The sequence below is a fragment of the Halalkalibacter kiskunsagensis genome, assembly GCF_037027555.1.
Lineage (GTDB): Bacteria > Bacillota > Bacilli > Bacillales > Bacillaceae_D > Halalkalibacter > Halalkalibacter kiskunsagensis.
This window is the reverse complement of record NZ_JAXBLX010000017.1, coordinates 75,014-98,942: the sequence shown is the minus strand read 5'-3', so window position 1 is coordinate 98,942 and position 23,929 is coordinate 75,014. Positions and strand designations below refer to the sequence as shown.

The window sequence follows — 23,929 nt, the reverse complement described above, 5'->3', positions numbered from 1 at the left end:
AAAAGCCTTAAAAGATGTAGCGGTTCCGCTCATTGCGTCGAGGTAGTTCCAAAAGGGAAAACCACCCTTTTGGAACTTGCAATGGCTTCACTCGCTACGCGCCTTTTATGAAAAAACCACTCATAAAAGCCTTAAAAGATGTAGCGGTTCCGCTCATTGCGTCGAGGTAGTTCCAAAAGGGAAAACCACCCTTTTGGAACTACCTCTCTATAATCAATGTCACAGGGCCATCGTTTACAAGGGATACGTCCATCATCGCTCCGAATACTCCGGTTTGAACATCGAAGCCTTTCGTTCGTAGCACGTCGTTGAATTGGTCGTAACGTTCCTTAGCAAATTCAGGTTTTGCTGCATTCATGAAGTTAGGTCTTCTCCCTTTTTTACAATCACCATAAAGCGTAAATTGAGAAATTGATAAAATTTGGCCATTTACATCTTTTAATGATTGGTTCATTTTCCCATCTTCATCTTCAAAAATACGTAAGTTTACAACCTTATCGGCTACATACTCCACGTCTTCTATCGTATCCTCATGTGTGATACCGACAAGTAAGGTCAATCCAGCATCTATTTGTCCAACTGTTTCTCCATTTACACGAACGGATGATTCTTTTGTTCTTTGTAAGACAACTCGCATTATTTCACCTCTAATGCATCACTCTTCGCACTGAATATATATCATGTAATTGTTTAATTTTATCTACCACTTTATGCAGATGGTCAATGTTTTGAATTGAAATAGTTAAATGAATTGTCGCCACTTTTTGCCTATTATCAGAGCGTCCTGAAACGGCATTTATAACTGTTCTTGATTCTGTTATCGCATGTAGTACTTCATTTAATAACCCATTCCGGTCATACCCAGTAATCTCAATATCGACATTATAAGACTTGCTTTGTTCCGTACTCCCTTCCCACTCCACTTGCAGCAGCCTTGTTTGTGCGTCTTCATTTTGCACATTCGCACAATCTGACCTATGGATGGAAACGCCTCTCCCCTTTGTAATGTACCCGATAATGTCATCACCAGGTACCGGCGTACAGCAGCGGGATAAACGAATAAGAAGGTTATCTACACCTTTTACACGGACACCAGAATTCACTTTTTTCTTTGGCCTGTGCGTTTGTACATCTGATAGGGCTGCTGCTAATGTTTTATCTTCTTGCTCTTGATCCTGCTGTTTTCTTAGTTTTTCCGTCATTCGATTGACAATTTGTTTCACACTGATGCCACCATAACCCGCGGCAGCAAACATGTCTTCTTCTCCGGCAAAACTAAATTTATGGGCCACATCAGCAATAGTTTCTGCTGTAAGTACTTCTTTCGGTTCAAAATCAAGTGTACGTATTTCTTTTTCTATTAACTCTCGTCCTTTTTCAACGTTTTCTTCTCTTCGTTCTTTTTTAAACCATTGCCTAATTTTATTTTTGGCATGAGAAGATTTCGTTATTTTGAGCCAATCTTGGCTCGGTCCGTAAGAATGCTTCGAAGTCAATACTTCAATGATATCACCTGTATTAAGCCTGTGCTCAAGAGGAACCATCTTTCCGTTTACTTTTGCCCCTATGCATCTGTTTCCAATTTCACTATGAATTCGATAAGCGAAATCAAGTGGGACGGACCCAGCTGGTAATTCGATGACATCTCCCTTAGGAGTGAAAACGAAAACCATATCAGAGAATAAATCCATTTTTAATGATTCCATGAATTCTTGAGCATCATTTGTTTCTGTTTGCGATTCAATTACGTCCCTAAACCAACTAAGCTTATCTTCAAAGGTATTTTTGTTTTGGGTAACATCTTTGCCTTCTTTATACGCCCAATGAGCAGCAACCCCAAATTCAGCAATTCGGTGCATTTCCTCTGTTCGAATTTGAACTTCAAGGGGGTCTCCGTATGGACCCACGACCGTTGTATGAAGAGACTGATACATATTTGCCTTTGGCATGGCTATATAATCTTTAAAGCGGCCAGGCATCGGTTTCCAGCATGTGTGTATAACACCTAATACCGCATAACAATCTTTGATGCTATCAACCATAATTCGGACAGCTAATAAATCGTAAATCTCATTAAATTGTTTGTTTTGCAGAACCATTTTCCGATAAATGCTATAGATGTGTTTAGGCCTTCCAGATAATTCAGCACTAACGTTCACATCTCGCAAGTGTTCTTGGATTGTCTCCATAACCCCTGATAAATATTTTTCGCGTTCTGCTCTTTTCTTTTTCATTAGATTCACAATTCTGTAATATTGCTGAGGGTCTAGGTAGCGTAATGCCGTATCTTCTAGCTCCCACTTGATTGTTGAAATCCCTAGGCGATGTGCTAATGGAGCAAAAATTTCTAACGTTTCATTTGATGTTACACGTTGCTTTTCTGGCGGCATAAATTTCAACGTACGCATATTATGAAGACGATCAGCTAACTTAATTAAAATAACGCGAATATCTTTTGCCATCGCGATTAACATTTTTCGATGATTTTCAGCTTGTTGCTCTTCTTTTGACTTGTACTTAAATTTTTTCAGTTTCGTAACGCCATCGACAAGCATTGCCACTTGTTCATTAAATTCTTCTTCTAGATTTTCTACCGTTACTTCTGTATCTTCAACTACATCGTGCAAAAATGCTGCAGCAACAGAGTTAGGATCAAGTTCAAGTTCAACAATAATCCCAGCTACTTGGATCGGATGTAAAATATATGGCTCTCCGGATTTACGGTACTGACCTTCATGGGAACGCTCTGCATATTCATAAGCCTTACGTAAAAAAGCAACGTCTTTCTCATTTAAATATCGACTTGCTTTCTCTAATACTTGATCTATCGTCATGGAATCACCTATTTACGATTCAATTATTTCTTTTCATTATGGGTAAGTTTCGAAGCTATGTAAAGGAAAACAATGAAAAATTGTTGGACTGATACGAAAATGGGGCAACTCAAAATAAAAGCACTAACTCTAGAAGATCAATTTCGACTTCTAATTAAGCTAGGCCACCTGAGCTACCCACATCATCTTTAGTTATAAGTCATAAGTGAAAATAAGTCATAATTCTCCAAACGAGATCTACCTTCTAAATAACCTAGCTCAATCATAAACGCTATACCAACTACATCTCCCCCAAGCTGCTCGACCATTTTGATCGTTGCTTCAATGGTTCCACCAGTTGCTAGCAAATCATCAGTTATTAAAACTCGTTGTCCCTTTTTAATCGCATCTTTATGAATTGTTAAGCTATCTTTCCCGTACTCCAATCCATAATCGACCGAAATGACTTCACGTGGTAGCTTTCCAGCTTTTCGTACTGGAACAAAGCCAGTTTCTAATGCATAAGCAATCGGACAGCCAACAACAAATCCTCTAGCCTCTGGTCCTACGACGACATCAATATTTTTATCTTTTGCAAACTCAGCCATTTTATTAATTGCAGCTTTGTATGCAGGCCCATCTTGCATAAGTGTCGTAATATCCTTAAAACGAATCCCTTCTTTAGGGTAGTTTTCAACAATTTGAATGTACTTTTTGAAATCCATTTTACACCGTCTCCTTGATTATCGTATCACCTATAGTTTTTGTTTCAAGAACTCCTTGAAACCATTGCTGTAAATCAACATATGAAGAGTAAACAAAGTCATTTTCAATATATGCTAACTCTTGTTTTTTTCGATAAGTAGCTGATTCATCTAGACTTTTCTTCTGTGGATTGCTTGCCACATGAAGCACTCCATCTTCTATTTTAACAAAACCTAGTTCACAAAACACCTTTGACATAAAGTCAACTGTATGACGTGACCATCCTTTGTGTTTAGCTAATTCCTCACTGTGCTTTTTTATATTAAACGATTTCTTCTTCAAAAGAAATGCATAGTACCATTTAAATTGCTCACGATTTGGATTGGTCGTAAAAAACGCGTCTTCCTTATGGGAAAAAATCGCATAAATGCGACTCGGTTCTCCGTGGTTTGCAAAAAGTGAAGTGAGTTGCTTGCGTTCATTTGGAATATCAAGTAGAACAACAAATCGCTTTGACAAATCAGGTAAGCTTTCTTGACCACTGCAATGAAAAACAATTTCACTCTCAAGGCCTAATGTAGCTTGCGTATCTTTGTTAAACGCAATCAAGATTCGATTCTCAGCTGGAATTGTTGACAGACGATCATGTAAACGTGCCTTTTGTATGCTTCTCCAATCAAAGAGTTGCCAATCTAAAACAGCCAAATCTTCTATCATTAACTGCGGTTTGACACGTCCATTCCACTCATTGATCGACAACGTTCCAACTGCTGATACTTTGGCATGTGAAGTGATCTCTTCACACAAATATCCAAGGTGAAACCCAATTCCATCTAAAGTCGAGCTTGTCCCCGTAAAACCTACCTTCAAATGATTGGAGTCACTTCCTATTTTTCTCATCTGCTCCAATTGGACTTCTTGAAGTAATACTTTTGGAGTAGGATTTTGAACGCCAAAAGGAGCTAGTTGTTCTAACTGCTTAATAACAGGCACAGAAATTTCATCCACAGTTGCAACTAAATCAATCGATGTGACTGGCTTAAAGTCCTCTTCTGTTAACACTTCTTTTGCTTGTTGATTGAGCCTCTTGCGTAATTCATCTAGATCACTCGCTTGCATTGTTAACCCTGCAGCCATTGGATGCCCACCAAAATGCGGCAAGATGTCTCGGCTTTTTGAAAGCTCACTAAACATATCAAAGCCTTCAATACTTCGTGCAGAACCCTTCGCAAGACCTTTTTCTTGATCAATACTTAGGACGATTGTCGGTCTGTAATACCGTTCAACAAGACGCGAAGCAACGATTCCGATTACTCCAGGATTCCACCCTTCACCAGCAACAATTAGCACACTATTATCGCTAGGAGGGTAATGCTCCTCCACTACAGCTACAGCGGCTTCTGTAATTTCACTCACGATAGCTTGTCTCTCTTTATTTAAGTGATCAATTTCTGATGCTAACTGCTCTGCTTCTTCTTGTGTTTCAGATAGCAACAAATCAACAGCAGGATCAGCAGAATCTAACCTTCCTGCAGCATTAATTCTAGGACCAATTCCAAATCCAACATGATCAGCTTGAATGACTTGTGACTCAATTCCACATTTTTTCTTTAATGCAATTAGACCAGGCTTCTCTGTTGCTTGAAGTACGTGCAGTCCTTCCATCACTAGTAATCGATTTTCATCAACAAGTGGGACCAAGTCTGCAACAGTTCCGATCACTGCTATGTCTAGCCATTCTGTTGGTACCCTACCAAGCAAAGCCTGAGCTACCTTTAATGCAACCCCTACTCCCGCTAAACCTTTAAATGGATAAGGACATCCTGGCTTCTTCGGATTCACAATTGCATATGCATCCGGTAATACAGGAGGAGCCTCGTGATGATCTGTAACAATAAAATCAAGGTTGATTTCTTTTGCCACCTTCGCAACGTCGACAGCTGCAATACCTGTATCCACCGTTACCACCAATTGATAGCCATTTTCTTTTGCTCTTCTAATCGCCGGTTCATTCGGGCCATAGCCTTCTGTGAATCGATTTGGGATATAGAAGTCTACGGATGCTCCTATAGATTGCAAGGCTTTGTACATTAATGCCGTACTACTTACTCCATCAGCATCGTAATCTCCAAAAATAAGAATTCGTTCATTTTGCGCAACGGCCGCTTGAATTCTGGTTACAACCCGTTCCATATCATCTAATAAAAATGGATCATGATACGTCATTTCCTCTTTATATAGAAAGCGCTTTGCTGTCTCGACTGTGTCAATACCTCGATTAATAAGTAACGTCGCTATAAGTGGAGCAACGTTTAATTCATTTACTAGTTGTTCAATTTGACTGGATGCTTGTTCTTTAATCTTCCATCTAGCTTTCGGTTTTAACATAAAAACACCCCTTGAACGCTCATTATACAGGAGCATTCAAGGGGTTACAACGTTCAATCGTTTGTTTCCTTAGTCTGGAATTTTTCATTGTTTTGACTGCTAGATTCTCCTTTTTCCAAACGTTCTCCTTTGTTTGGATCTATCACGTTCTTATTGGCATGTTTTACCCTTTTGATCTCAGCTTGTAGTTGATAAATTTTTACCATTCCTACAGCACCAACGATAATAGCCCCCATCAATACCGACCCTAAAATAACTAAAATTAATGGCCATTCAGCCGTCCCAAATAAATAATTCACCCGAATTGCTTCCACGTTTATAACTGCAAAGATGGCAATAATTACAGCTGCAATTAATCCTAGAATTAAAGTCCATTGTCCCCTCATGTATCAGTCTCCTCTCCTTTTATTTTTATCTTTCTGTAAGGATTAATATGTACTAGCACATCATGAACGTTCTTTTCTTCTAGAAGTCGCTCTTTCACACGTTTCCCAATCGTATGTCCTTCTTCCACCGTAATAGACGGCTCCACAGCTACTTTAATGTCAATAATGACATAGTGACCATGTTCTCTCGCTAAAAACGCATCAATATTCAATACACCTTGAACGTTCGCAGCAGCTTTTTTCATCTCAACCGTATCTTCTTCATGGAGAACATGATCTAGGGCATTATGGATGGACTGCTTTCCAAGCGACCATGCCATCTTTCCAATTAAAATAGCCACAAATGCACTAGCTATGGAGTCACCATACACAAGCCATGAAATGTTTAAATGCCCTCCTAAAATGGCAGCACCAATTCCGATTAATGCCGCGAAAGAAGAAAATACATCTGAACGATGATGCCAAGCATCTGTCATTAATGCCTCACTCTTATACTTTTTACCCAATTGATACTTATAACGAAACATTAATTCTTTTACAACAATTGAAAAAATGACTGCATAGATTGCAATAATTTTAGGAACTTCCACTGGCTCAAAGAATGACTGAAAAGCACCAAGTGCTATCTCAAACCCTACGATAAATAGCAATACAGCAACAATAATAGCAGCTACAGACTCAGCTTTTCCATGTCCATATGGATGGTCACGGTCAGGCGGCAATTTGGCAGCACGTACTCCTATTAACACGACAACAGAACCGACAACATCTGAGGCAGAGTGAACCGCATCAGCGATTAATGCTCGACTGTTTGCCATGATCCCAATAACTGCTTTTAAGATAGCTAAAATAATATTCCCGACAATCCCAACCCATGCGGCAAACCTGACCTTTCGATAACGTACATCTGCTTCGGACACATAAACACCTACTTTAAATTGTCATTTTCATTATAGGACGTACTTGTTAAATACTGTACTTATTTTACCATCTGGATGTCACATCATTCACCATTTCCGCAAACACTATAAAAAGTACGGTAGTTTCTCGATTCACTTTCGACATTTTTCCTGAATAATAGTTCCCCTTGCAACCAACTATTCCATATAACATAAAAAAGATCGCAATCACCTCCATCGAGTATGAGAGGGTCTGCGATCTTTCGATAAGCATTCAAAGATGTTCTGCTTTTTTATACAGTTGGTTCTCCATCTGGTTGTTGCTGAGGCTTGTATTTCTTCTTCTGTAATTGTTTCGCTTTCCAAATCAACCATAGCTGTGAAGCAAGGAACATAGATGAATATGTACCTGCTACAAGACCTACAAGCAAAGCAAACGCAAAGGAACGAATTGCTTCTCCACCAAAAATAAAGATTGCCGCTGCTGCAAATACGACCGTTAAAACTGTATTTATCGAACGAGCCAATGTTTGAACTAAACTTGTATTAACGATTTTCGCTAAATCGTCAAAATCCTTCACACGTTTGGCAAGCTTCATATTTTCTCTTATTCGATCAAAAGTAACAATCGTATCATTAATCGAATATCCCACAATTGTTAAGACAGCTGCTATAAATGGCACGTTCACTTCAATTTGCAATAAACTAAATACCGCAATAATAAAGAATGCATCATGCAAGAGGGCAACTATCGCTGCAATCCCGTACAAAAGTTCAAATCGAATCGTTACATAAATAATGATTCCAATTGATGCAATTAATACAGCAAGTAAGGCATTTCGAGCTAGCTCATGACCAATAATTGGATCAACCGTGCTAACGCTCGGCTCATTCCCATATTCAGTAGCAAAGTGCGCTTGAATCTCGGTAATCTCTCCAGGCGTTAACACACCGATAAATCCAACACTTGCCATTTCATTTCTATCCCCAGCAAGCTGAATGTCATCGGGTGATAACCCCACCTTTGAGAACTCTTCCTCTACCGCCTCGGTTGTTAGAGTTTCCTGAGCTAATAAGTCTACCCTTGAACCACTTTCAAAATCAATTCCTAAATTTAATCCAAGCGTCAGCAACAAAATAATTCCCAGCAATGTAAAGGCTCCTGAAAATATGAAAAACTTTTTCCGATGTTGGACGAAGTCTATCTCTCGATTCTGGAAATTAAAGCTCATCAATTTCACCCTCCTTTACACCAAACATACGAGGTTTCTTGTTAAGAACCCGGCTATTCACCCATAAGCCAAGAAGAAGTCTCGAGCCATATACAGCCGTTACAAAACTTGTTAATATACTAACAATTAACATAACAGCAAACCCTTGAACAGAGCTTGTCCCATAAGAGAATAGTACAGCCGCTGCTAATATCGTTGTAATATTGGCATCAAGAATCGTCGAAAGTGATCTACGACTACCCGCCTTAAATGCAGACATGATAGATTTCCCAGACCGTATTTCTTCTTTTATCCGTTCATAGGTGATAATATTTGCATCAACCGCCATCCCAACACCTAGAATTAACGCCGCGATTCCCGGAAGGGTTAACACCGCGTTCATCCAATTAAATACAAGTAAAACTAGGTAAATATATGTACTCAATGTAACGACTGCAATGATCCCCATAAAACGATAATAAAAGAGCATATAGGCAAAAATTAACGCAACGCCTATAAAGCCAGCATAAACCGTTTTTTGCATTGCTTGCTCACCTAAAGATGCCCCTACTGAGTTATTATATAGCTCTTCCAATTGAACCGGAAGGGCACCTGCATTTAACACTTCTGCAAGAAATTGAGTTTCTTCAAGTGTGAAATTCCCACTGATTGTTGCGGTATTAGAGTAAATAATTTCTCGAACCGTTGCAGCTGAAAGATACTTCGGATCTTCTTTCAACGCTTCCTCTGCATACGAGTCAACACCTTCTTCAAAGTCTAGCCACATGACGAGTAAATTCTCAGCTGGCGGTCTTGAAAGCATCTCTCTTGAAATTTGCTCCATTTGACGGGCATCTTCTAATGTCAACGTCACAATTGGATCATTAGTATCTGGATGAAATGTCGAACTAGCTCCATTTTGACGTAAATCTGCTCCATCTACCAATACTTCATCATGTACATCTCGTATTGTTAAACTCGCCTCTGTTGCGAGCAACTCTCTCGCGGTAGCTTGATCCGCTACACCAGCAAGCTGAACACGGATACGGTCGTCCCCTTCAATACGAATATTCGGTTCTGACACTCCTAACACATTGACTCGTTGATTGAGAGCACTGACTGTTGCTCGCAATGCTTCATTATCAATTACGTCACCCTCGTGAGCTGGTTTCACTTCATAAAGAATTTCAAACCCACCTTGAAGGTCAAGACCTAGCTTAATTTCCTTCGCAATCCCCATAACAGTTGTACTAATAACACCTGCAAGAATCGCAACAATTAGAAAAAAAGCGAAAATCCTTCCTTTTTTGACCATATTCCTTTTCGGCCTCCTTTATAAAAACAGAGTGCTTGTACATTCCGTCCCTTTCATCAAACACAATAGCCTCATTATAGCTTTTATAGAAAATCTCTGTCAATTTTAGCTTTAGAGGGTAAACAAAAAGGTAACAAGACTCCTTTTTTAATTACACGGTTTAAAAAAGATAGCAATGGCTTCTCTCGCTACGCGCCCATTAGGAGAAACCCACTCCTAATGCGCTTAAAACAAAGCAGCAGCTTCGCTCATTCCTTCAACCTAATCAAATTCTGCAAACCAATCTGTTGGGTCTTGATAGGCTCGAATCGTGAGCCAGTTCATAAATATATGTGGTTTTAGTGTTAATATTTCATTCACGAAACTATTCAAATGAATGAACTCTTGCTTTTTTCTTAATTGATAAAGAACACAATCCCATACATCATCAGCTGTCGCCCTGTCATAACCAAGAAAGCGAAATTCATCAACTTTGCTTATGATTACTTGTTCGACATCACTACGCCACACTTCAAATTGCTGTTTCATCTTTCTCCTCCTCTGTGCGAGCCTGTTCAAAAAATGTTTGCAATCACCCAACATTATTAGTTGTCCCTGCTCATCGCCTCAAGGTTGTTCAATAGCTGCACTGGCACTACTCTCTCTATACGACTTCTAAGAGCTGACCACACATAGCAGTCTTAGTCTTAAAAGACCGAATACATGAGACTAGCAACCCCAACCCCCGCAATGACCACTCCTGTTGCAATAGCTAAAAATGCATAACGAAATGGAATAAAAAAGAGAATGGCAGCAAGACTTGCTGAGTAAGCTCCTGTTGTAGGTAGGGGAACAGCGGTAAATAAAATTAGACCGATTGCACCGAACTTTTCCACTTTATCACTTTTTTTCATTGTTCGATTGTATAGCCAATCATAAAAGCGTTTATATAGTTTAAATCGTAAAAACCATTTACTAATAGGTTGAAACAATAATAAGATTGGTAGAATTGGTAGTAAGTTTCCCCCTATTCCGTAAAGCAATGCCTCCCAATAGGAAAGCCCAAGCTGATGCGCTGCTGGAATTCCCACACGTAGCTCTACTATTGGCAATGCCGAGATTAATACGACGATTAATTCCGGTGGTAAAAAACCAAAATGATTAAATATAAACTGTTCAATTGCCTCTTTCACTGTTATCGTCCTTTCTAAAGTTCAATATAATTATCACTAACTTGTCATGCTTGACCCACTACTAAGCATATAAATAATAACGTAAAATATCCATCATTTTTTTATGAAGGTAGGGGCAAATACATGACGAAGCAAACTTTTCTCAAAGGAGCATTCATTTTAATTATCGCCGGACTTATCACAAAATTCCTAGGCTTTGTAAATAGAATCGTTGTTGCAAGAATAATGGGAGCTGAAGGGGTCGGCCTCTATATGATGGCTGTTCCCACATTGCTTCTTGTCATTACGCTAACGCAATTAGGGTTACCTGTTGCCATTTCAAAGTTAGTGGCCGAAGCAGAAGCAAAAGAAGATAGGCAACGTATAAAAAGAATTCTTGTCGTCTCAATTACTGTTACGAGTATATTAAGCATCATCTTTACCGTTGCTATGATTGCTTTCGCCCCTTTTGTTGCGAATATGCTATTAACTGATGTTAGGGCCTATTATCCATTAATAGCGATCGCCCCCATTGTCCCGATTGTTGCACTTTCATCCATCATGCGTGGTTATTTCCAAGGGCGTCAAAATATGAAACCGACCGCTTACTCACAAGTTATCGAACAAGTCGTTCGTATTACCCTTGTAGCTGTGCTAACAAGCGCCTTTTTACCAATGGGTGTTGAATTTGCCGCTGCTGGTGCAATGATTTCTGTTGTCATTGGCGAACTCGTTTCCCTACTATACATGATTTTGATGTTTAAGAAGAACAAACGTTTCCGTCTTCGTCGTCGTTTCTTTAATTACGCTAAAGAAGGAAAACAAACATTCCATGAATTAATGGCTATATCGTTACCAGCTACAGGAAGTCGATTAATCGGTTCCATTTCTCTATTTTTTGAACCGATCATTGTCGCCCAAAGTTTAGCGATTGCTGGTGTCGCTACAGTCATAGCAACTAGTCAATACGGAGAACTTGCTGGATTTGTTATCCCAGTCTTATTATTACCAACATTTATTACCTACTCCCTGTCAGTTTCACTTGTACCCGCTATTAGCGAAGCTGCTGCAAAAAAACATTTTAAGACCATTCATCACCGCTTAAATCAAGCACTGCGTCTTGCCCTCTTATCCGGAGGCATCTCTGCTGTCATACTGTATGTTTACGCCGAGCCCATAATGGACTTAATGTTTGATGCACCAACTGTTGCAACGTATTTGAAATTAATGGCACCATTTAGTATCTTCTTGTATTTCCAAGGACCATTGCAATCCACGTTACAAGCTTTAGACCTTGCTAAAGCTGCCATGATGAACAGTCTTTTCGGCGCTGGAATTAAAATGGCTGCGATCTTTGTTCTTGCTTCTAGGCCTGAACTTGGAATCATGGGAGCCGCTCTTGCCATTGTCATAGGCTTTGTCTTAGTGACATTGCTTCATTTTGCATCCGTTGCAAAAACGATTAGCTTTACAATCGATACGAAAATGGTCGGAAAGGCCATTTTATTAATCATACTTTCAACTTGGATAGGGTTCATTCTTTCTAAATATGCTTTTCAATCATTATCTCACCTTTGGCAAACAATTGTAGCAATAAGCATTACCGTTCTTTTCTATAGTGGACTTATGCTTATCCTTGGATTAATTAAAAAAGAAGAAGCGTTGCGAATTCCCTTGATCGGAAAATGGATTAGTTCGTTTATCCCACGTACATAGAAAACCATTTTCTAAAAACAGAATATGATGCAACTTAAATAGACAGCTATTCCCATAGCTGTCTATTTCATTTATAACGAGGTATCTTAACACCATGTTGCTCCAACTATATCTTTCATCACGCCATACAAAAACACCAAGTCCCTCCTTCTTTGTTAAGGATACAGACTTGGTATTATCTTTCATCTTTTATATCAACAAAAAAAGTATCTCGGTCCTTTAAGGCACAATAAGAAATCTTCTTAATATCACGATAGCCTATTTTCCTCATTTGCTGACGGAGCCACAGTTGCGTTTGATTAATTTGCTCTAAATGTTCATCTTGGATCTTACCATCTAAAATCAATGGTAACGGCATTCTAGGTCCATTATCCCCGTTCTCATCTTCCTGTTTTTCAATGACTGACAATTTCCCCGAAGGCTCTAAAATTGCAAACTCCACATCAGATAATTTGCTAACCTTGTTTTGTCTTAATTGAACAAGAAGATCATCAAAGTTATACCGTTGCTTTCGCATTTCTCCTTCATCAATCTTTCCCTCATTAATTAAAACGGATGGCTTTCCGTCAATTAATTTGCGCAAATGATTATTTTTTAATGAAATGATAGCTAACATAATTTGAATTGCAGACAAAATCACAATTGGAATAATGGAATACATCATTGGAACTTCTATGTTTTCAATCGACACAACTGCAAGTTCTGCAATCATGATTGATACAACAAAATCCAATACAGACAGCTGTCCAATCTCGCGTTTCCCCATAAACCTTAACACGAAGAGAATGATAAAGTAGATGAATATCGTCCGCAACATAATCGTCATATAATCCATCGTACATTCCCCCTCACCATGTATCACTTTAATGCTTAGTATGACCAAGGGAGAACGAACAAATGATTTGTAGCTTTTGGAAGTTCTCTACATAAAATCAATGAGGTACCTGAAGTACAAGTAAATCGTCGAAATGATAAAGGAGATAAAAGCTATTGGAAGCCCCACTTTTAAGAACTCTAAATAACTAAAAGGATGTTTCGCTTTTACTGCCATCCCAGCAACAATCACATTAGCCGTTGCACCAATAACGGTTGCATTCCCACCTAAACATGCACCTAATGCTAGTGCCCACCATAACGGGTCTAGGTTATTCATTCCAAATTCTTGGAATTCAAGTATGACAGGAATCATCGCTGCAACAAAAGGGATATTATCAACAAAACCAGATAAGATTCCTGAGCCCCAAAGAATAAAAAGCGCCGTTTTAGGAACATCACCTTCTGTATAATAAATAATTGACTTAGCAACTTCATCAATAATTCCAACTTCTTTCAGACCACCAACCAACATGAATAAACCGATAAAGAAAAAAAGCGTCACCCACTCTACTGAACGAAAGACTTCTTCCATATCTTGTTCCTCATGCGTAATTAACATGAGTAAAAGGGCACCTACCATCGCAATGCTCGTTAATTCAACTTGGATGAAAGGTTGAATAATAAAACCTATTGTCGTCATAGCTAAAACTGAAACTGATTTTATAAGAAGCTTTCTGTCCTTAATATATGTAGTTGGATTAATGGCAAGCAATTTCGCCTGATCTTTTTTTGTGACCACTAATTGTTTTCTATAAACCGCTACAAGTCCAGCCATTACAACAACAAAGATAACAATTACAACAGGACTTAAGTGAAACAAAAAATCATTAAAAGTTAAATGAGATACAGCTTGCCCAATCATCAGGTTAGGTGGATCTCCAATTAACGTAGCCGTACCACCTATATTCGACGCCATCACAATTGTAAGTAGAAACGGAACAGCAGGAAGCTTTAATAATGATGTTAGTGTAAAAATAATGGGAACAAGTAACAATACAGTTGTCACATTATTTAAAAAAGCTGAACCAAATGCTGTTAAAGACGAAATCACAATTAAGAGTGGCACAGGTCGTCCGTTTACCCATTTAGCTAGTGACACGGCTACATACTCAAAAAAGCCACTCTGGCTTGTTATCGATACTAAGATCATCATAGCTAATAGAAGTGTAATCGTATGCCAATCGATATGATGTAAAAAAGCTGCATTAATTTCATACACACCAAACACAAGCATGAGTACTCCACCAAAGCAGGCAATGACAGCTCGATTTAGTTTTTCTGTGATAATAAAGAAGTAACTACAGAGAAAAATGATTAAAGCTAAGGTTACCCCCATGTTCGTACTCCTCTCCCTCGCATTTCTACCATCCTATGACATACATGATTGAAACATGTCCGTTTTCTAAGACAAGCAATTTATGCGTCTATTCTATACAAGCCTGAATAAGCTGTAGTAAGTGATTATTTTTCAATTTGAAAGGAGAGGACGTACTTTGACTTATCGTGGATTTTTCCCAGCTGTTTTATTTGGTCTAACAACCATACTAGTCATCGCTTTAACATTTAGTTTAATTGTATCAATTGTGTTATCTTTCACGTCATTTACAGAGCATTCAGTTAAATGGCTAATCACAATTGTTGCATTTGTAACGATGTTTTTTGGTGGAACGATTGCAGGAGCAAAAGCGAAAGAAAAAGGTTGGATCGCTGGAGCGACTACAGCATTGTTGTTTTCAGTATTAACATTTTTAGTACAATATTTAGGATACGATAGTGGATTTACAAGCGAACAGTATATGTTTCATGCTGGCTACATTTTTGCCGCAGCTATTGGGGGGATTATTGGGGTCAATCTTAGTAGTAATAAATAAAAAGACGGCACAGCCGTCTTTTTAAGCAATGAGCGGAAGTTGCTATGACAATCTTTGAGTAATCAAAAGCATGCATTGAACAAACCATCACACTGCTTGAAACGAATTCATGCTTCTTTAAATTCTGACATATTTTACACTTCCTTTTAATAAAAGGCTGTTTTCGCATACTTTGTTGTTTTTATCGGTTAGGGGGAAGTAACGTGTTCGTTCCATTGCCCTATATAGCCACTCGCTTTCCGCGGGGAGCTGCCGAGCCTCCTCAGCTAAGCCTGTGGGGTCTCGCCCCTTCCTCTATATCACGCATGAGTCGAGTGACTTCCGCTCTATTTCACTAAGAGGAAATTACCCTATTCCAAAGCAACAATCTTTACGAAAACAGCCTAATAAAAAGAAGCGCAGCAATGATTTCTGCGCTTCTTTATGTACTTCATCAGTCTGGGTTAACAACTTCACGCACTGCCGCACGATCAAAAGTGAGCTTACGATTATCGTTTACTAAAATAACCATAATATCTTCATCTACAGAGTCAACTGTCCCATGAAGCCCACCAATCGTGATGATTTTATCTCCACGTTTAAGTGCATTATGCATTTCACGAATCTTTTTTTGCTTCTTTTGTTGAGGACGAATAAGTAAGAAGTAAAAAATCGCAAACATTAATATTAGCGGAAGTAAAGTTCCAAATAGTTCCATCTGTTTTCCCCCCTTTCATTAATAAAAAGACCTTTGCAAGCGTGTCCACGATGAGAATCCATTCATAGCAGGTATCAAATACCTTTTATGCTATTTCTTTGGAGTCATTCCCCACAATTTACAACGGTTTCACTCATCACTTTGAGAATCTGACAAAACGTGAAAGTTTTGTCAGGCCTCTTAGAAGTTCTTTGCATTCGGTTTATTGAACCCGTATTGCTCAAAAAACTCTTCTCTGAAATCAAGTAAACGATCGTCCCTGATCGCCTGTCTGACTTGCTCCATTAAGTTTAACAGGAAATATAAATTATGATAAGAGGTTAATCTAAATCCGAACGTTTCTTCACATTTAATTAAATGGCGAATATATGCTCGTGAATAATTTTGACAAACGTGACAATCGCAATTTTCATCTAGAGGCCTGTAGTCTCTTGCATATTTAGCATTGCGGACAACAAGTCTTCCTTCACTTGTCATGAGCGTTCCATTTCTTGCGATCCTCGTCGGTAACACACAATCAAACATATCAATTCCGCGTATTGTCCCATCGATTAACGAATCGGCCGATCCAACTCCCATGAGATAACGTGGCTTATTTTCCGGTAAATGAGGTGTCGTGAATTCAAGTACTCGGTTCATGACATCCTTTGGCTCACCAACTGACAGTCCTCCGATGGCATAACCTGGAAAGTCAAGTGAGACTAGATCGGTTGCACTTTGCCTACGTAATTCTTCATATTCACCGCCTTGAACAATCCCAAATAACCCTTGATCTTCTGGACGAGCATGCGCACTCAAACAACGTTCAGCCCATCGGCTAGTTCGTTCTACTGATTTCTTCATGTAATCGAATTCAGCTGGATAAGGTGGGCATTCATCAAATGCCATCATAATATCAGACCCTAGTGCATTTTGGATTTCCATCGCCCCTTCAGGACTAAGAAACAGCTTGTCTCCATTTAAGTGGTTGCGAAAATGAACACCCTCTTCTTCTATCTTACGCAGGTCACTTAAACTAAAGACTTGAAATCCACCAGAATCGGTTAAAATTGGACGATTCCAATTCATAAATTTATGCAAACCACCGGCTTCTTTTACTATATCATGACCTGGTCGTAGCCATAAATGGTACGTATTACTAAGGATGATTTGAGCATTCATATCATATAAATCCTCTGGACTCATTGTTTTGACTGTGGCGAGTGTTCCAACAGGCATAAAAATTGGCGTTTCAAACGTGCCATGCGGAGTATGAACCAGGCCTAAACGAGCACCAGATTGCTTACATGTTTTGATATGTTCATACGTAATTGCTGCCATAGATGTTCCTCCTTATTTACCTAATTAACATTGCATCTCCAAAGCTAAAGAAACGATACTTTTCATTAACTGCATGCCTATACGCATTTAATACATACTCTCTTGTAGCAAAGGCACTTACAAGCATGACTAACGTCGATTTCGGTAGATGGAAATTCGTTAATAATCCATCAAAAGCCTTTACTTCATAACCAGGATAAATAAAAATTGAAGTCCATCCCGAAGCTTCTTCGAAATCACCATGCTCTTTTACAATTGTCTCAAGCGTACGTGCAGACGTTGTACCAACTGCAAAAATCCGCCCGCCTTTTTCTCTCACTCCATGTAATAATCTTGCTGTACCGGCACTCATTTGATAAAATTCTGTATGCATTTCATGTTCTTCTATTTTGTCCACACTGACAGGCCTAAATGTCCCAAGGCCGACATGAAGCGTAATAAAGGCAATATGAACACCTTTTTCTTCAATCTTTTCTAACAGGTCTTGAGTAAAATGCAACCCGGCTGTCGGGGCTGCTGCAGACCCTCTATTTTTAGCAAAGACTGTTTGATACCTCTCTTGATTCGGAAGAGTTTCTTTAATATAGGGGGGTAATGGCATTTCACCAAGCTCATCCAATACTTCATGAAAAATCCCCTTATAGTTCATTTTTAGTATACGGCCTCCATGCTCAGATTCACCTATACAAGTTGCCGTAAGCCGCCCATCTCCAAATTCAACGACTGTCCCTTTTTTCACTCTCTTAGCAGGTTTGACTAGCGTTTCCCACTGATCATCCTCTTGCTGTTTTAATAAGAGAACTTCGATACTTGCTCCGGTCTCTTTCTTTGTCCCATACAGTCGTGCTGGTAACACTCGTGTATCATTTAAAACTAAACAATCACCTTCAGCTAGTTCGTCAATGATTGATAAAAACTGAAGGTCTTTTGTTTTTCCCGTCTTGCGGTCAAGAACAAGCAAACGAGACGCCGTCCTGTCAGGAAGCGGCGTCTGAGCGATTAGTTCTTCAGGTAATTGAAAGTCAAATTCTTCTACATTCATGTTCTAATTCACCTTTTTTTGAGTTATCCGTACTTTTTGCATCTTTGTTATCATACCCAATCTATGAACTGCTTGCAACATTTTAGCGAAATCGCCCAATAACAAAAAATAACAATGATAATACAATGCTTATAATAATACTTGTCATAACTGGAAAGTAGAAAGTCGAATTTTCTCGTTTTATCAAGATGTCCCCAGGAAGTTTTCCAAGTGGAATAAACCGACCGAGTAAAAGCCACAAACCTCCTATGACGATACATAGAACACCGATTGTTATAAGTACTTTCGGAAATGTGTTCATTCTTACTCAAGTACCTCCATTTTAAAGTGTTCATAACATGCTGGACTTACGACTCTCCCACGTGGTGTTCGTTGTATGAAACCAATCTGAAGCAAATATGGTTCATACACATCTTCAATCGTGTCTGGTTCTTCTCCTATCGTTGCCGAAATGGTTTCAAGTCCAACCGGTCCTCCCCGAAACTTCTCAATCATTCCATATAATAATTTATGGTCAATATGATCAAGTCCTAATCGATCAACTTGTAATTCTTCTAGAGAACTTTTCGCAAGTTTAAGAGTAATCGTTCCATCACCTTTCACCTGTGCAAAATCGCGTACACGTCTTAGTAAACGATTGGCAATTCTTGGCGTACCTCGTGAGCGCCTTGCAATTTCAACAGCAGCTTCTTCCTCTATGACCGTCTCAAAAATCTCTGCAGTACGGCTGACGATTACAGCAAGATCATCTTCTGTATAATATTCAAGCCGAGCCAGGACTCCAAATCGATCCCTAAGTGGCGCAGACAACATCCCTGCACGTGTCGTTGCACCAACTAAGGTAAAGGGTGGTAATTCTAATCTGACCGATCGTGCTGTTGGTCCTTTCCCAATAACAATATCAAGACAAAAATCTTCCATTGCAGGATATAGAACTTCTTCCACCATTCGATTTAAACGGTGAATTTCATCAATAAATAAGACATCTCCCGGTTCAAGTCCACTTAAAATTGCCGCTAAATCACCCGGCCTCTCAATCGCTGGACCAGAAGTCGTTCTCATTTGCACGCCCATCTCTGTTGCAATTATTCCAGCTAACGTAGTTTTCCCAAGTCCAGGAGGTCCATACAACAGAACATGATCCAAGCATTCCTCACGCATTTTAGCAGCTTCCATAAAGACTTGCAGATTTTTCTTTACGTTTTCTTGGCCAATATATTGCTTGAGTCTATGTGGTCTGACACGTTGATCAAGAGAATCTTCCAACCCTTGTTCCTCAGCAGATACCATTCGCTCTTCCACGTAATCCCCCCTACACTAAACCTTCAACAATAATTGAAGTGCTTTCTTAATATACCCATCGATTGACATCTCTTCTTTCTCTAAATGCGGACGAACTCTTTTCAATTCCTTCTCAACATACCCAAGTGCACGTAACGCTTCAAACGCTTCTTCCAACATCTCATTTTCTGTTGCACGGTGGTTACTTGATTTTGTAATCATTTCGCCTTGCTGTAATAAATTAGGTGCGAAATCACCTAATTTCCCCTTTAAATCAAGAATCATCTGACGTGCCGTCTTTTTACCCACACCAGGAAACTTCACAAGAAACGTCTCATCTTCCTCTTCTATTGCATGAATGACATGCTCTGGTTGTCCTGAGGCTAAAATGGCTAATGCGCCTTTGGGCCCTATGCCAGAAACATTTAAAAGCTTCTCAAATAAAGCACGCTCTTCTTTTGTTTCAAACCCGTAAAGGCGGATTAGATCTTCTCTAACATGCTGGTATGTAAAGATTCGAACCGTCTCGTCTATTCTTTTTTGGAACCTATATGGGTTCGGACAATACAGCTGATAGCCTAAACCATCATGATCAATTACAATATACTGCGTATCAATGTCAACTAATATACCCCTTACGTATTCAATCAAATCGTTCTTCCTCTCATACGAACATTTATTTCTATTTTATCATAAGCCACGACCAACCGTCATAGAAAAACTCAGGCTCATCAAAGTCCCTATAAAAATAAACAACTTTTCTTTTCATTGCATTCGAACGAAATCTGTCTGCTCAACGAATGTAGTATTCACCCCAAAAAAAGAAAGACTGCCTCAAAAAAGCTCTGCCCCAGCTAGTCAACGCAACCAATGTTGATCTCCTATGAAGATCTCATGTATTGTGCTATCGGATCAGACCCTAGGTTTTGAGTCAGCCTTTCTTGATTTTCACATTCGAACAGACTTGTATTGGCGAAATACTTGTAGAACTTCCTCATAATGATTAAGGTCTTGAACAGGTATTCCTTTAATCAGTTCAGTATGGTCTGAACTTTTTAATTTACTTGTATCCAATTGAAAAAATGATTGAATCACTCTTTCTTCAGTCGGCTCTCCTTCGTAAATCGATAAGATACCGTCTTCAGTAATACCAAAATATCCGTTAACTTTCAAGAGCGGCGAAATATCTTCTACTTCCTTGCGAAAGACTAATTCATTTTCACTTTGATCAATTAAATCCCAGCCCTCATAATGAGCCCAAAAATCTTCCATAGATAAAATGGTTTCTTGAATACGCTCCTGACTTTTCTCTCCATCCAAGTAAACACGTTCTAATACTACATTAATTGTTTGTGGCCCCATTACTTCAAAAGCTTCCGGTCGATTATTCTCCTTAATGTCTTTAGATTGACTTCCTTCAATTACATTTGCATTCCAACTCATATAGCCAGTAACCAGAAGCATTATAATAATACTAAGAGTGTAAATATTTTTTCGCTGAGTCCGTTGAAATAGTTTCATCAGCTTTTCACCACCATATGAAAAATATCAAAATAATTCTTTTGATTCTTAGTTTAATCTTTCCCACAAATGGAAAGTACCATTCGCTTTTAATAAATATTCCCTTCAGTTCATTTTTTCCCTATTGATTAGCTCAATCCCTAATCAAAAAAAGGCAGTGAGCAAAGCTATGCTCACCGCCTACTTAGTTTATTAACGTGAACGTTCAAAAGGTCGTTGTACCGCTCGACCTAAGTCATTTAGCATTTCAGTAAATGTCGCTCCAACCTCTTCAAACGCTGCACCAGTTCTTAATTCATTATCCATCGTGCGGATTCGACCAACAGCATCAGAATCTGTTACGACACGTACGTCTTTGCCATCAGCTAAACCTTTTACTGTACGCTCTACATCTTTTTTCACATCGTTCATATTACCTGAAGTGGTTATTCCTACGACTACATCATCATCATGCATAATAACACGTGCTTCATCAACACCATCCACACGTTCTATTCTTCTTGATAATTGTTGTACCGTTTTTCCTTCATAATCCTTGTGATATTTAACTGCATCTTGTGTACGAGTACGTTGTTGACCTTGGTGAACTCCCGTGCGGTTACCACGATCAGTTGTACCATATTGAGCTCGGTTACGTGTTCCTTGGTTAACATTTCCACGATCACGCGCTTCAAGGTTCATTGCACCTTGACCTTGACGACGGTGTCCGTATCTTGTTCCTAATGCACCTGTTCCACCTCGTGCTCTGCCACGTAAAATACCATCTTCATCAACCATCCCTGGACGATTTCCACCAGTTAAACCAGCACGTTCAGTTCCAGCACGTCCCATTCCTGGAGTTCGCGTTCCTTGACGATCATTTACTCCATGAGTACCTTGCGCACCAAACATCCCTTGATTTGTTCCAAAGTTATCTCTTCCAGTATTTGTATAGCCAACACCACGTTGATCACGTGTTTGGTAATTGTTTAAATGCGTACGCGCTTGTCCCTCACCAGCACTAAGGCCATATCCTTGACCAGTTTGGCCAGTTCTCTGAGCTCCAAACATTCCGCCACGTTGACCAGTTTGACCCGTTCCTTGGCCTCCGAATAATCCACGTTGTTGACCAGTTCCCTGACCTCCAAATAATCCACCTCGTTGACCAGTTCGTTGACCAGTTCCTTGACCAGTAACACCCCTACGATTATCAGGTGTCATCATATCAGTTATAGGACCTTCACCTCGATGACGTCCAGTTGTTGCGGTTCCATCACGCATGTCTTGTGCATGGTATCCTGTTTGCTGATTGGCCCCCATATCGGTTGCTTGATTATCGACTCCACATCCTGCAAGTCCACCTAAGAGCATTGTAGCTGTTGCTACTGACATTGCGATTTTTTTCATTTGAATTCCCCCTTTCACCACTTATCATGGCTGAATAGGAGAACGATTACTCTGTTACATCTTGGTTGCTATTCCATGAGAAAAAGGACAATCCAAAGGTCGGTGTTTGACCTTTGGATTGTCCTTGACTATTAATCATCGTAATCGTCTGATTCGTGATATCCATTCATAAACTGGGGCTGTTGTGGATGTTGTTGAATAGGCATCATTTGACCATTTGGTCCATACATAATCGGCTGACTAGGTCCACAACAATCATTGTTCATGCCATGTGGAGATTGCTGTATTGGCATTTGTTGCGGCATTTGTTGCGGCATTTGTTGCGGCATTTGCTGCGGCATTTGCTGCGGCATTTGCTGTGGCATATGTTGTTGCTGTGGATAATATGGCATTGGTGATTGAGTTGGCTGGTATTGCGGATGCATTGGTTGTTGCGGGTAAAATGGTTGTTGTTGCATTGGCTGCATCTTATGTTCACCATAAGGCATATGCTGTGGAAATGTTGGACCACATCCACTTTGACAACCAGGCATCATCGGACTAATTGGTTGCATATATTCTGGAGGACAAGGCAAATGCTGATGCTTAGGCTGATACATTTGCGGTTGCAACTGCGGCTTCATTGGTGGTTGCATCTGCGGTTGCAACTGTGGCTTCATTGGTGGTTGCATTGGTGGCTTCATCTTAGGTTGTATTGGTTGCTTAGGCGCGTAATGCTGTGGTGGAGCTACTGGTTTTACTTCTTCCTTTGGCTTAACCTCTTCTTTTTTAGGCTTTGTCACAGGCGGTTTTTGAACGGTCGGCATTTCCTTTTTAGGTTTAACCTGCTGTGGCTGGTAAAAATTAATATTTGTTTCAAAGGTATTAAAATCGACATGTGTTTTTTGTTTCTTTGTTGGTGGTGCCATTTGCTGTGGCATCACCGGCTTTTTGGGCATCTCTGGCATTTGCATCGGTGGTGGTGTTTGAACTTCTTTCTTCTTAACTGGTTGTTCTTTCATCGGTGCTGCTTGGGGTGCAATTTGACTTTCTTTTTTGACAGGCACACTCCCTGTAGGAATTTTAATTTTCATACCTGGCATAATCATTTCTGGATTTGATAATTGTGTATTAGCAGCTTTTAACTGTTCAAAATTTACACCATACTTTTGAGCTAATTTCCAGAGTGTATCACCCTTTTGCACAATATGAATTTTCACGTTTCCAATCCCTCCTCTTACCGTTCTTTACATCGTATGTTGATGTAGGCGAATTGACACGAAACTCTAGCCTATATAATTAGTTAAAAATCTAAATAAACCTTAATAAATCAATGCGTCTCAGCACAGCTTATGTCAGTAAAAATAGGTTT

23 protein-coding genes are annotated in these 23,929 nt (G+C 39.4%); 2 read left to right on the top strand and 21 right to left on the bottom strand.

Annotated elements, in window-relative coordinates; genetic code table 11:
- Positions 1–199: 199 nt before the first annotated feature.
- The 10 genes from dtd to SLH51_RS11895 all read right to left on the bottom strand — a co-directional run bounded on the left by dtd (position 200) and on the right by SLH51_RS11895 (position 10,889).
- Positions 200–637: a D-aminoacyl-tRNA deacylase gene (gene dtd, locus SLH51_RS11940; protein WP_335961490.1), complete on the bottom strand. Its 438-nt coding sequence runs from the start codon at positions 635–637 to the stop codon at positions 200–202.
- Positions 638–647: 10 nt separating this feature from the next.
- The gene (locus SLH51_RS11935; RefSeq protein WP_335961489.1) at positions 648–2,834 is read right to left on the bottom strand and encodes a RelA/SpoT family protein; all 2,187 of its coding nucleotides are present in this window, start codon (positions 2,832–2,834) and stop codon (positions 648–650) included.
- Positions 2,835–3,022: 188 nt separating this feature from the next.
- Positions 3,023–3,538 (bottom strand): adenine phosphoribosyltransferase, encoded by a 516-nt coding sequence (locus SLH51_RS11930; protein WP_335961488.1) that lies wholly within the window; start codon positions 3,536–3,538, stop codon positions 3,023–3,025.
- 1 nt (position 3,539) lies between these two features.
- Positions 3,540–5,906, bottom strand: coding sequence for a single-stranded-DNA-specific exonuclease RecJ (gene recJ, locus SLH51_RS11925; protein ID WP_335961487.1), 2,367 nt, complete (start codon positions 5,904–5,906; stop codon positions 3,540–3,542).
- Positions 5,907–5,959: 53 nt separating this feature from the next.
- Entirely contained in the window at positions 5,960–6,292 is a 333-nt protein-coding gene (locus SLH51_RS11920) for a LapA family protein (protein WP_335961486.1), read from the bottom strand.
- Positions 6,289–7,212: a cation diffusion facilitator family transporter gene (locus tag SLH51_RS11915; RefSeq protein WP_335961485.1), complete on the bottom strand. Its 924-nt coding sequence runs from the start codon at positions 7,210–7,212 to the stop codon at positions 6,289–6,291. Before SLH51_RS11915 ends, SLH51_RS11920 begins: the two co-directional genes overlap by 4 nt.
- Positions 7,213–7,484: 272 nt before the next feature.
- Positions 7,485–8,423: a protein translocase subunit SecF gene (gene secF, locus SLH51_RS11910; protein WP_335961484.1), complete on the bottom strand. Its 939-nt coding sequence runs from the start codon at positions 8,421–8,423 to the stop codon at positions 7,485–7,487.
- On the bottom strand, positions 8,413–9,717 hold the full coding sequence (secD, locus tag SLH51_RS11905) for a protein translocase subunit SecD (protein ID WP_335961483.1): 1,305 nt from the start codon (positions 9,715–9,717) through the stop codon (positions 8,413–8,415). The genes secF and secD overlap by 11 nt, the downstream gene beginning before the upstream one ends.
- Before the next feature lie 261 nt (positions 9,718–9,978).
- A complete protein-coding gene (locus tag SLH51_RS11900; RefSeq protein WP_335961482.1) occupies positions 9,979–10,245 on the bottom strand; it encodes a post-transcriptional regulator in 267 nt (88 codons plus the stop codon).
- Between the two features lie 158 nt (positions 10,246–10,403).
- Positions 10,404–10,889: a COG2426 family protein gene (locus SLH51_RS11895; RefSeq protein ID WP_335961481.1), complete on the bottom strand. Its 486-nt coding sequence runs from the start codon at positions 10,887–10,889 to the stop codon at positions 10,404–10,406.
- Positions 10,890–11,012: 123 nt separating this feature from the next.
- Here SLH51_RS11895 and spoVB point away from each other — a divergent pair, with 123 nt between their 5' ends.
- The gene (gene spoVB, locus SLH51_RS11890) at positions 11,013–12,584 is read left to right on the top strand and encodes a stage V sporulation protein B (RefSeq protein WP_335961480.1); all 1,572 of its coding nucleotides are present in this window, start codon (positions 11,013–11,015) and stop codon (positions 12,582–12,584) included.
- Positions 12,585–12,759: 175 nt separating this feature from the next.
- Here spoVB and SLH51_RS11885 read toward each other — a convergent pair whose 3' ends face one another.
- Together SLH51_RS11885 and SLH51_RS11880 are read right to left on the bottom strand one after the other, a co-directional pair.
- Positions 12,760–13,419, bottom strand: a complete 660-nt coding sequence (locus SLH51_RS11885) for a DUF421 domain-containing protein (RefSeq protein ID WP_335961479.1) — start codon at positions 13,417–13,419, stop codon at positions 12,760–12,762.
- 87 nt (positions 13,420–13,506) lie between these two features.
- Positions 13,507–14,796, bottom strand: a complete 1,290-nt coding sequence (locus SLH51_RS11880) for an ArsB/NhaD family transporter (RefSeq protein WP_335961478.1) — start codon at positions 14,794–14,796, stop codon at positions 13,507–13,509.
- Between the two features lie 157 nt (positions 14,797–14,953).
- On the opposite strand from SLH51_RS11880, the gene SLH51_RS11875 reads away from it, so the two are divergent.
- Positions 14,954–15,331, top strand: a complete 378-nt coding sequence (locus tag SLH51_RS11875; RefSeq protein WP_335961477.1) for a TIGR04086 family membrane protein — start codon at positions 14,954–14,956, stop codon at positions 15,329–15,331.
- 433 nt (positions 15,332–15,764) lie between these two features.
- On the opposite strand, the gene yajC is transcribed toward SLH51_RS11875, so the two are convergent.
- From yajC to safA, 9 genes are all read right to left on the bottom strand, one after another.
- Positions 15,765–16,028, bottom strand: coding sequence for a preprotein translocase subunit YajC (yajC, locus tag SLH51_RS11870; protein WP_335961476.1), 264 nt, complete (start codon positions 16,026–16,028; stop codon positions 15,765–15,767).
- 180 nt (positions 16,029–16,208) lie between these two features.
- Positions 16,209–17,348, bottom strand: a complete 1,140-nt coding sequence (gene tgt / locus SLH51_RS11865) for a tRNA guanosine(34) transglycosylase Tgt (RefSeq protein WP_335961475.1) — start codon at positions 17,346–17,348, stop codon at positions 16,209–16,211.
- Positions 17,349–17,364: 16 nt separating this feature from the next.
- The gene (queA, locus tag SLH51_RS11860) at positions 17,365–18,390 is read right to left on the bottom strand and encodes a tRNA preQ1(34) S-adenosylmethionine ribosyltransferase-isomerase QueA (protein ID WP_335961474.1); all 1,026 of its coding nucleotides are present in this window, start codon (positions 18,388–18,390) and stop codon (positions 17,365–17,367) included.
- 82 nt (positions 18,391–18,472) lie between these two features.
- Positions 18,473–18,691 carry a DUF2905 domain-containing protein gene (locus SLH51_RS11855; protein WP_335961473.1) on the bottom strand — a complete coding sequence of 73 codons (219 nt, stop codon included), beginning with the start codon at positions 18,689–18,691 and terminating at the stop codon, positions 18,473–18,475.
- Positions 18,692–18,693: 2 nt separating this feature from the next.
- Positions 18,694–19,692, bottom strand: a complete 999-nt coding sequence (gene ruvB, locus SLH51_RS11850; protein WP_335961472.1) for a Holliday junction branch migration DNA helicase RuvB — start codon at positions 19,690–19,692, stop codon at positions 18,694–18,696.
- Between the two features lie 15 nt (positions 19,693–19,707).
- Positions 19,708–20,322 carry a Holliday junction branch migration protein RuvA gene (gene ruvA, locus SLH51_RS11845; protein ID WP_335961471.1) on the bottom strand — a complete coding sequence of 205 codons (615 nt, stop codon included), beginning with the start codon at positions 20,320–20,322 and terminating at the stop codon, positions 19,708–19,710.
- A gap of 297 nt (positions 20,323–20,619) precedes the next feature.
- Positions 20,620–21,192 carry an intercompartmental signaling factor BofC gene (locus SLH51_RS11840; protein ID WP_335961470.1) on the bottom strand — a complete coding sequence of 191 codons (573 nt, stop codon included), beginning with the start codon at positions 21,190–21,192 and terminating at the stop codon, positions 20,620–20,622.
- A gap of 192 nt (positions 21,193–21,384) precedes the next feature.
- Complete coding sequence (locus tag SLH51_RS11835) at positions 21,385–22,578, bottom strand: YhcN/YlaJ family sporulation lipoprotein (protein WP_335961469.1); 1,194 nt, start codon at positions 22,576–22,578, stop codon at positions 21,385–21,387.
- A gap of 131 nt (positions 22,579–22,709) precedes the next feature.
- Positions 22,710–23,777, bottom strand: a complete 1,068-nt coding sequence (safA, locus tag SLH51_RS11830) for a SafA/ExsA family spore coat assembly protein (RefSeq protein WP_335961468.1) — start codon at positions 23,775–23,777, stop codon at positions 22,710–22,712.
- Between the last annotated feature and the right edge of the window lie 152 nt (positions 23,778–23,929).

Bases quoted from the DNA above. Each gene is read 5' to 3' on its own strand.
- queA (WP_335961474.1), bottom strand. From the start codon at position 18,390: ATGAATGTAGAAGAATTTGACTTTCAATTACCTGAAGAACTAATCGCT.
- SLH51_RS11930 (WP_335961488.1), bottom strand. From the start codon at position 3,538: ATGGATTTCAAAAAGTACATTCAAATTGTTGAAAACTACCCTAAAGAA.
- tgt (WP_335961475.1), bottom strand. From the start codon at position 17,348: ATGGCAGCAATTACGTATGAACATATCAAAACATGTAAGCAATCTGGT.
- SLH51_RS11835 (WP_335961469.1), bottom strand. From the start codon at position 22,578: ATGAAAAAAATCGCAATGTCAGTAGCAACAGCTACAATGCTCTTAGGT.
- SLH51_RS11880 (WP_335961478.1), bottom strand. From the start codon at position 14,796: ATGGGGGTAACCTTAGCTTTAATCATTTTTCTCTGTAGTTACTTCTTT.
- secF (WP_335961484.1), bottom strand. From the start codon at position 8,423: ATGAGCTTTAATTTCCAGAATCGAGAGATAGACTTCGTCCAACATCGG.
- dtd (WP_335961490.1), bottom strand. From the start codon at position 637: ATGCGAGTTGTCTTACAAAGAACAAAAGAATCATCCGTTCGTGTAAAT.
- SLH51_RS11885 (WP_335961479.1), bottom strand. From the start codon at position 13,419: ATGGATTATATGACGATTATGTTGCGGACGATATTCATCTACTTTATC.
- SLH51_RS11935 (WP_335961489.1), bottom strand. From the start codon at position 2,834: ATGACGATAGATCAAGTATTAGAGAAAGCAAGTCGATATTTAAATGAG.
- spoVB (WP_335961480.1), top strand. From the start codon at position 11,013: ATGACGAAGCAAACTTTTCTCAAAGGAGCATTCATTTTAATTATCGCC.
- SLH51_RS11855 (WP_335961473.1), bottom strand. From the start codon at position 18,691: ATGAACACATTTCCGAAAGTACTTATAACAATCGGTGTTCTATGTATC.
- secD (WP_335961483.1), bottom strand. From the start codon at position 9,717: ATGGTCAAAAAAGGAAGGATTTTCGCTTTTTTTCTAATTGTTGCGATT.
- recJ (WP_335961487.1), bottom strand. From the start codon at position 5,906: ATGTTAAAACCGAAAGCTAGATGGAAGATTAAAGAACAAGCATCCAGT.
- yajC (WP_335961476.1), bottom strand. From the start codon at position 16,028: ATGGAACTATTTGGAACTTTACTTCCGCTAATATTAATGTTTGCGATT.
- SLH51_RS11920 (WP_335961486.1), bottom strand. From the start codon at position 6,292: ATGAGGGGACAATGGACTTTAATTCTAGGATTAATTGCAGCTGTAATT.
- SLH51_RS11840 (WP_335961470.1), bottom strand. From the start codon at position 21,192: ATGAAACTATTTCAACGGACTCAGCGAAAAAATATTTACACTCTTAGT.
- SLH51_RS11900 (WP_335961482.1), bottom strand. From the start codon at position 10,245: ATGAAACAGCAATTTGAAGTGTGGCGTAGTGATGTCGAACAAGTAATC.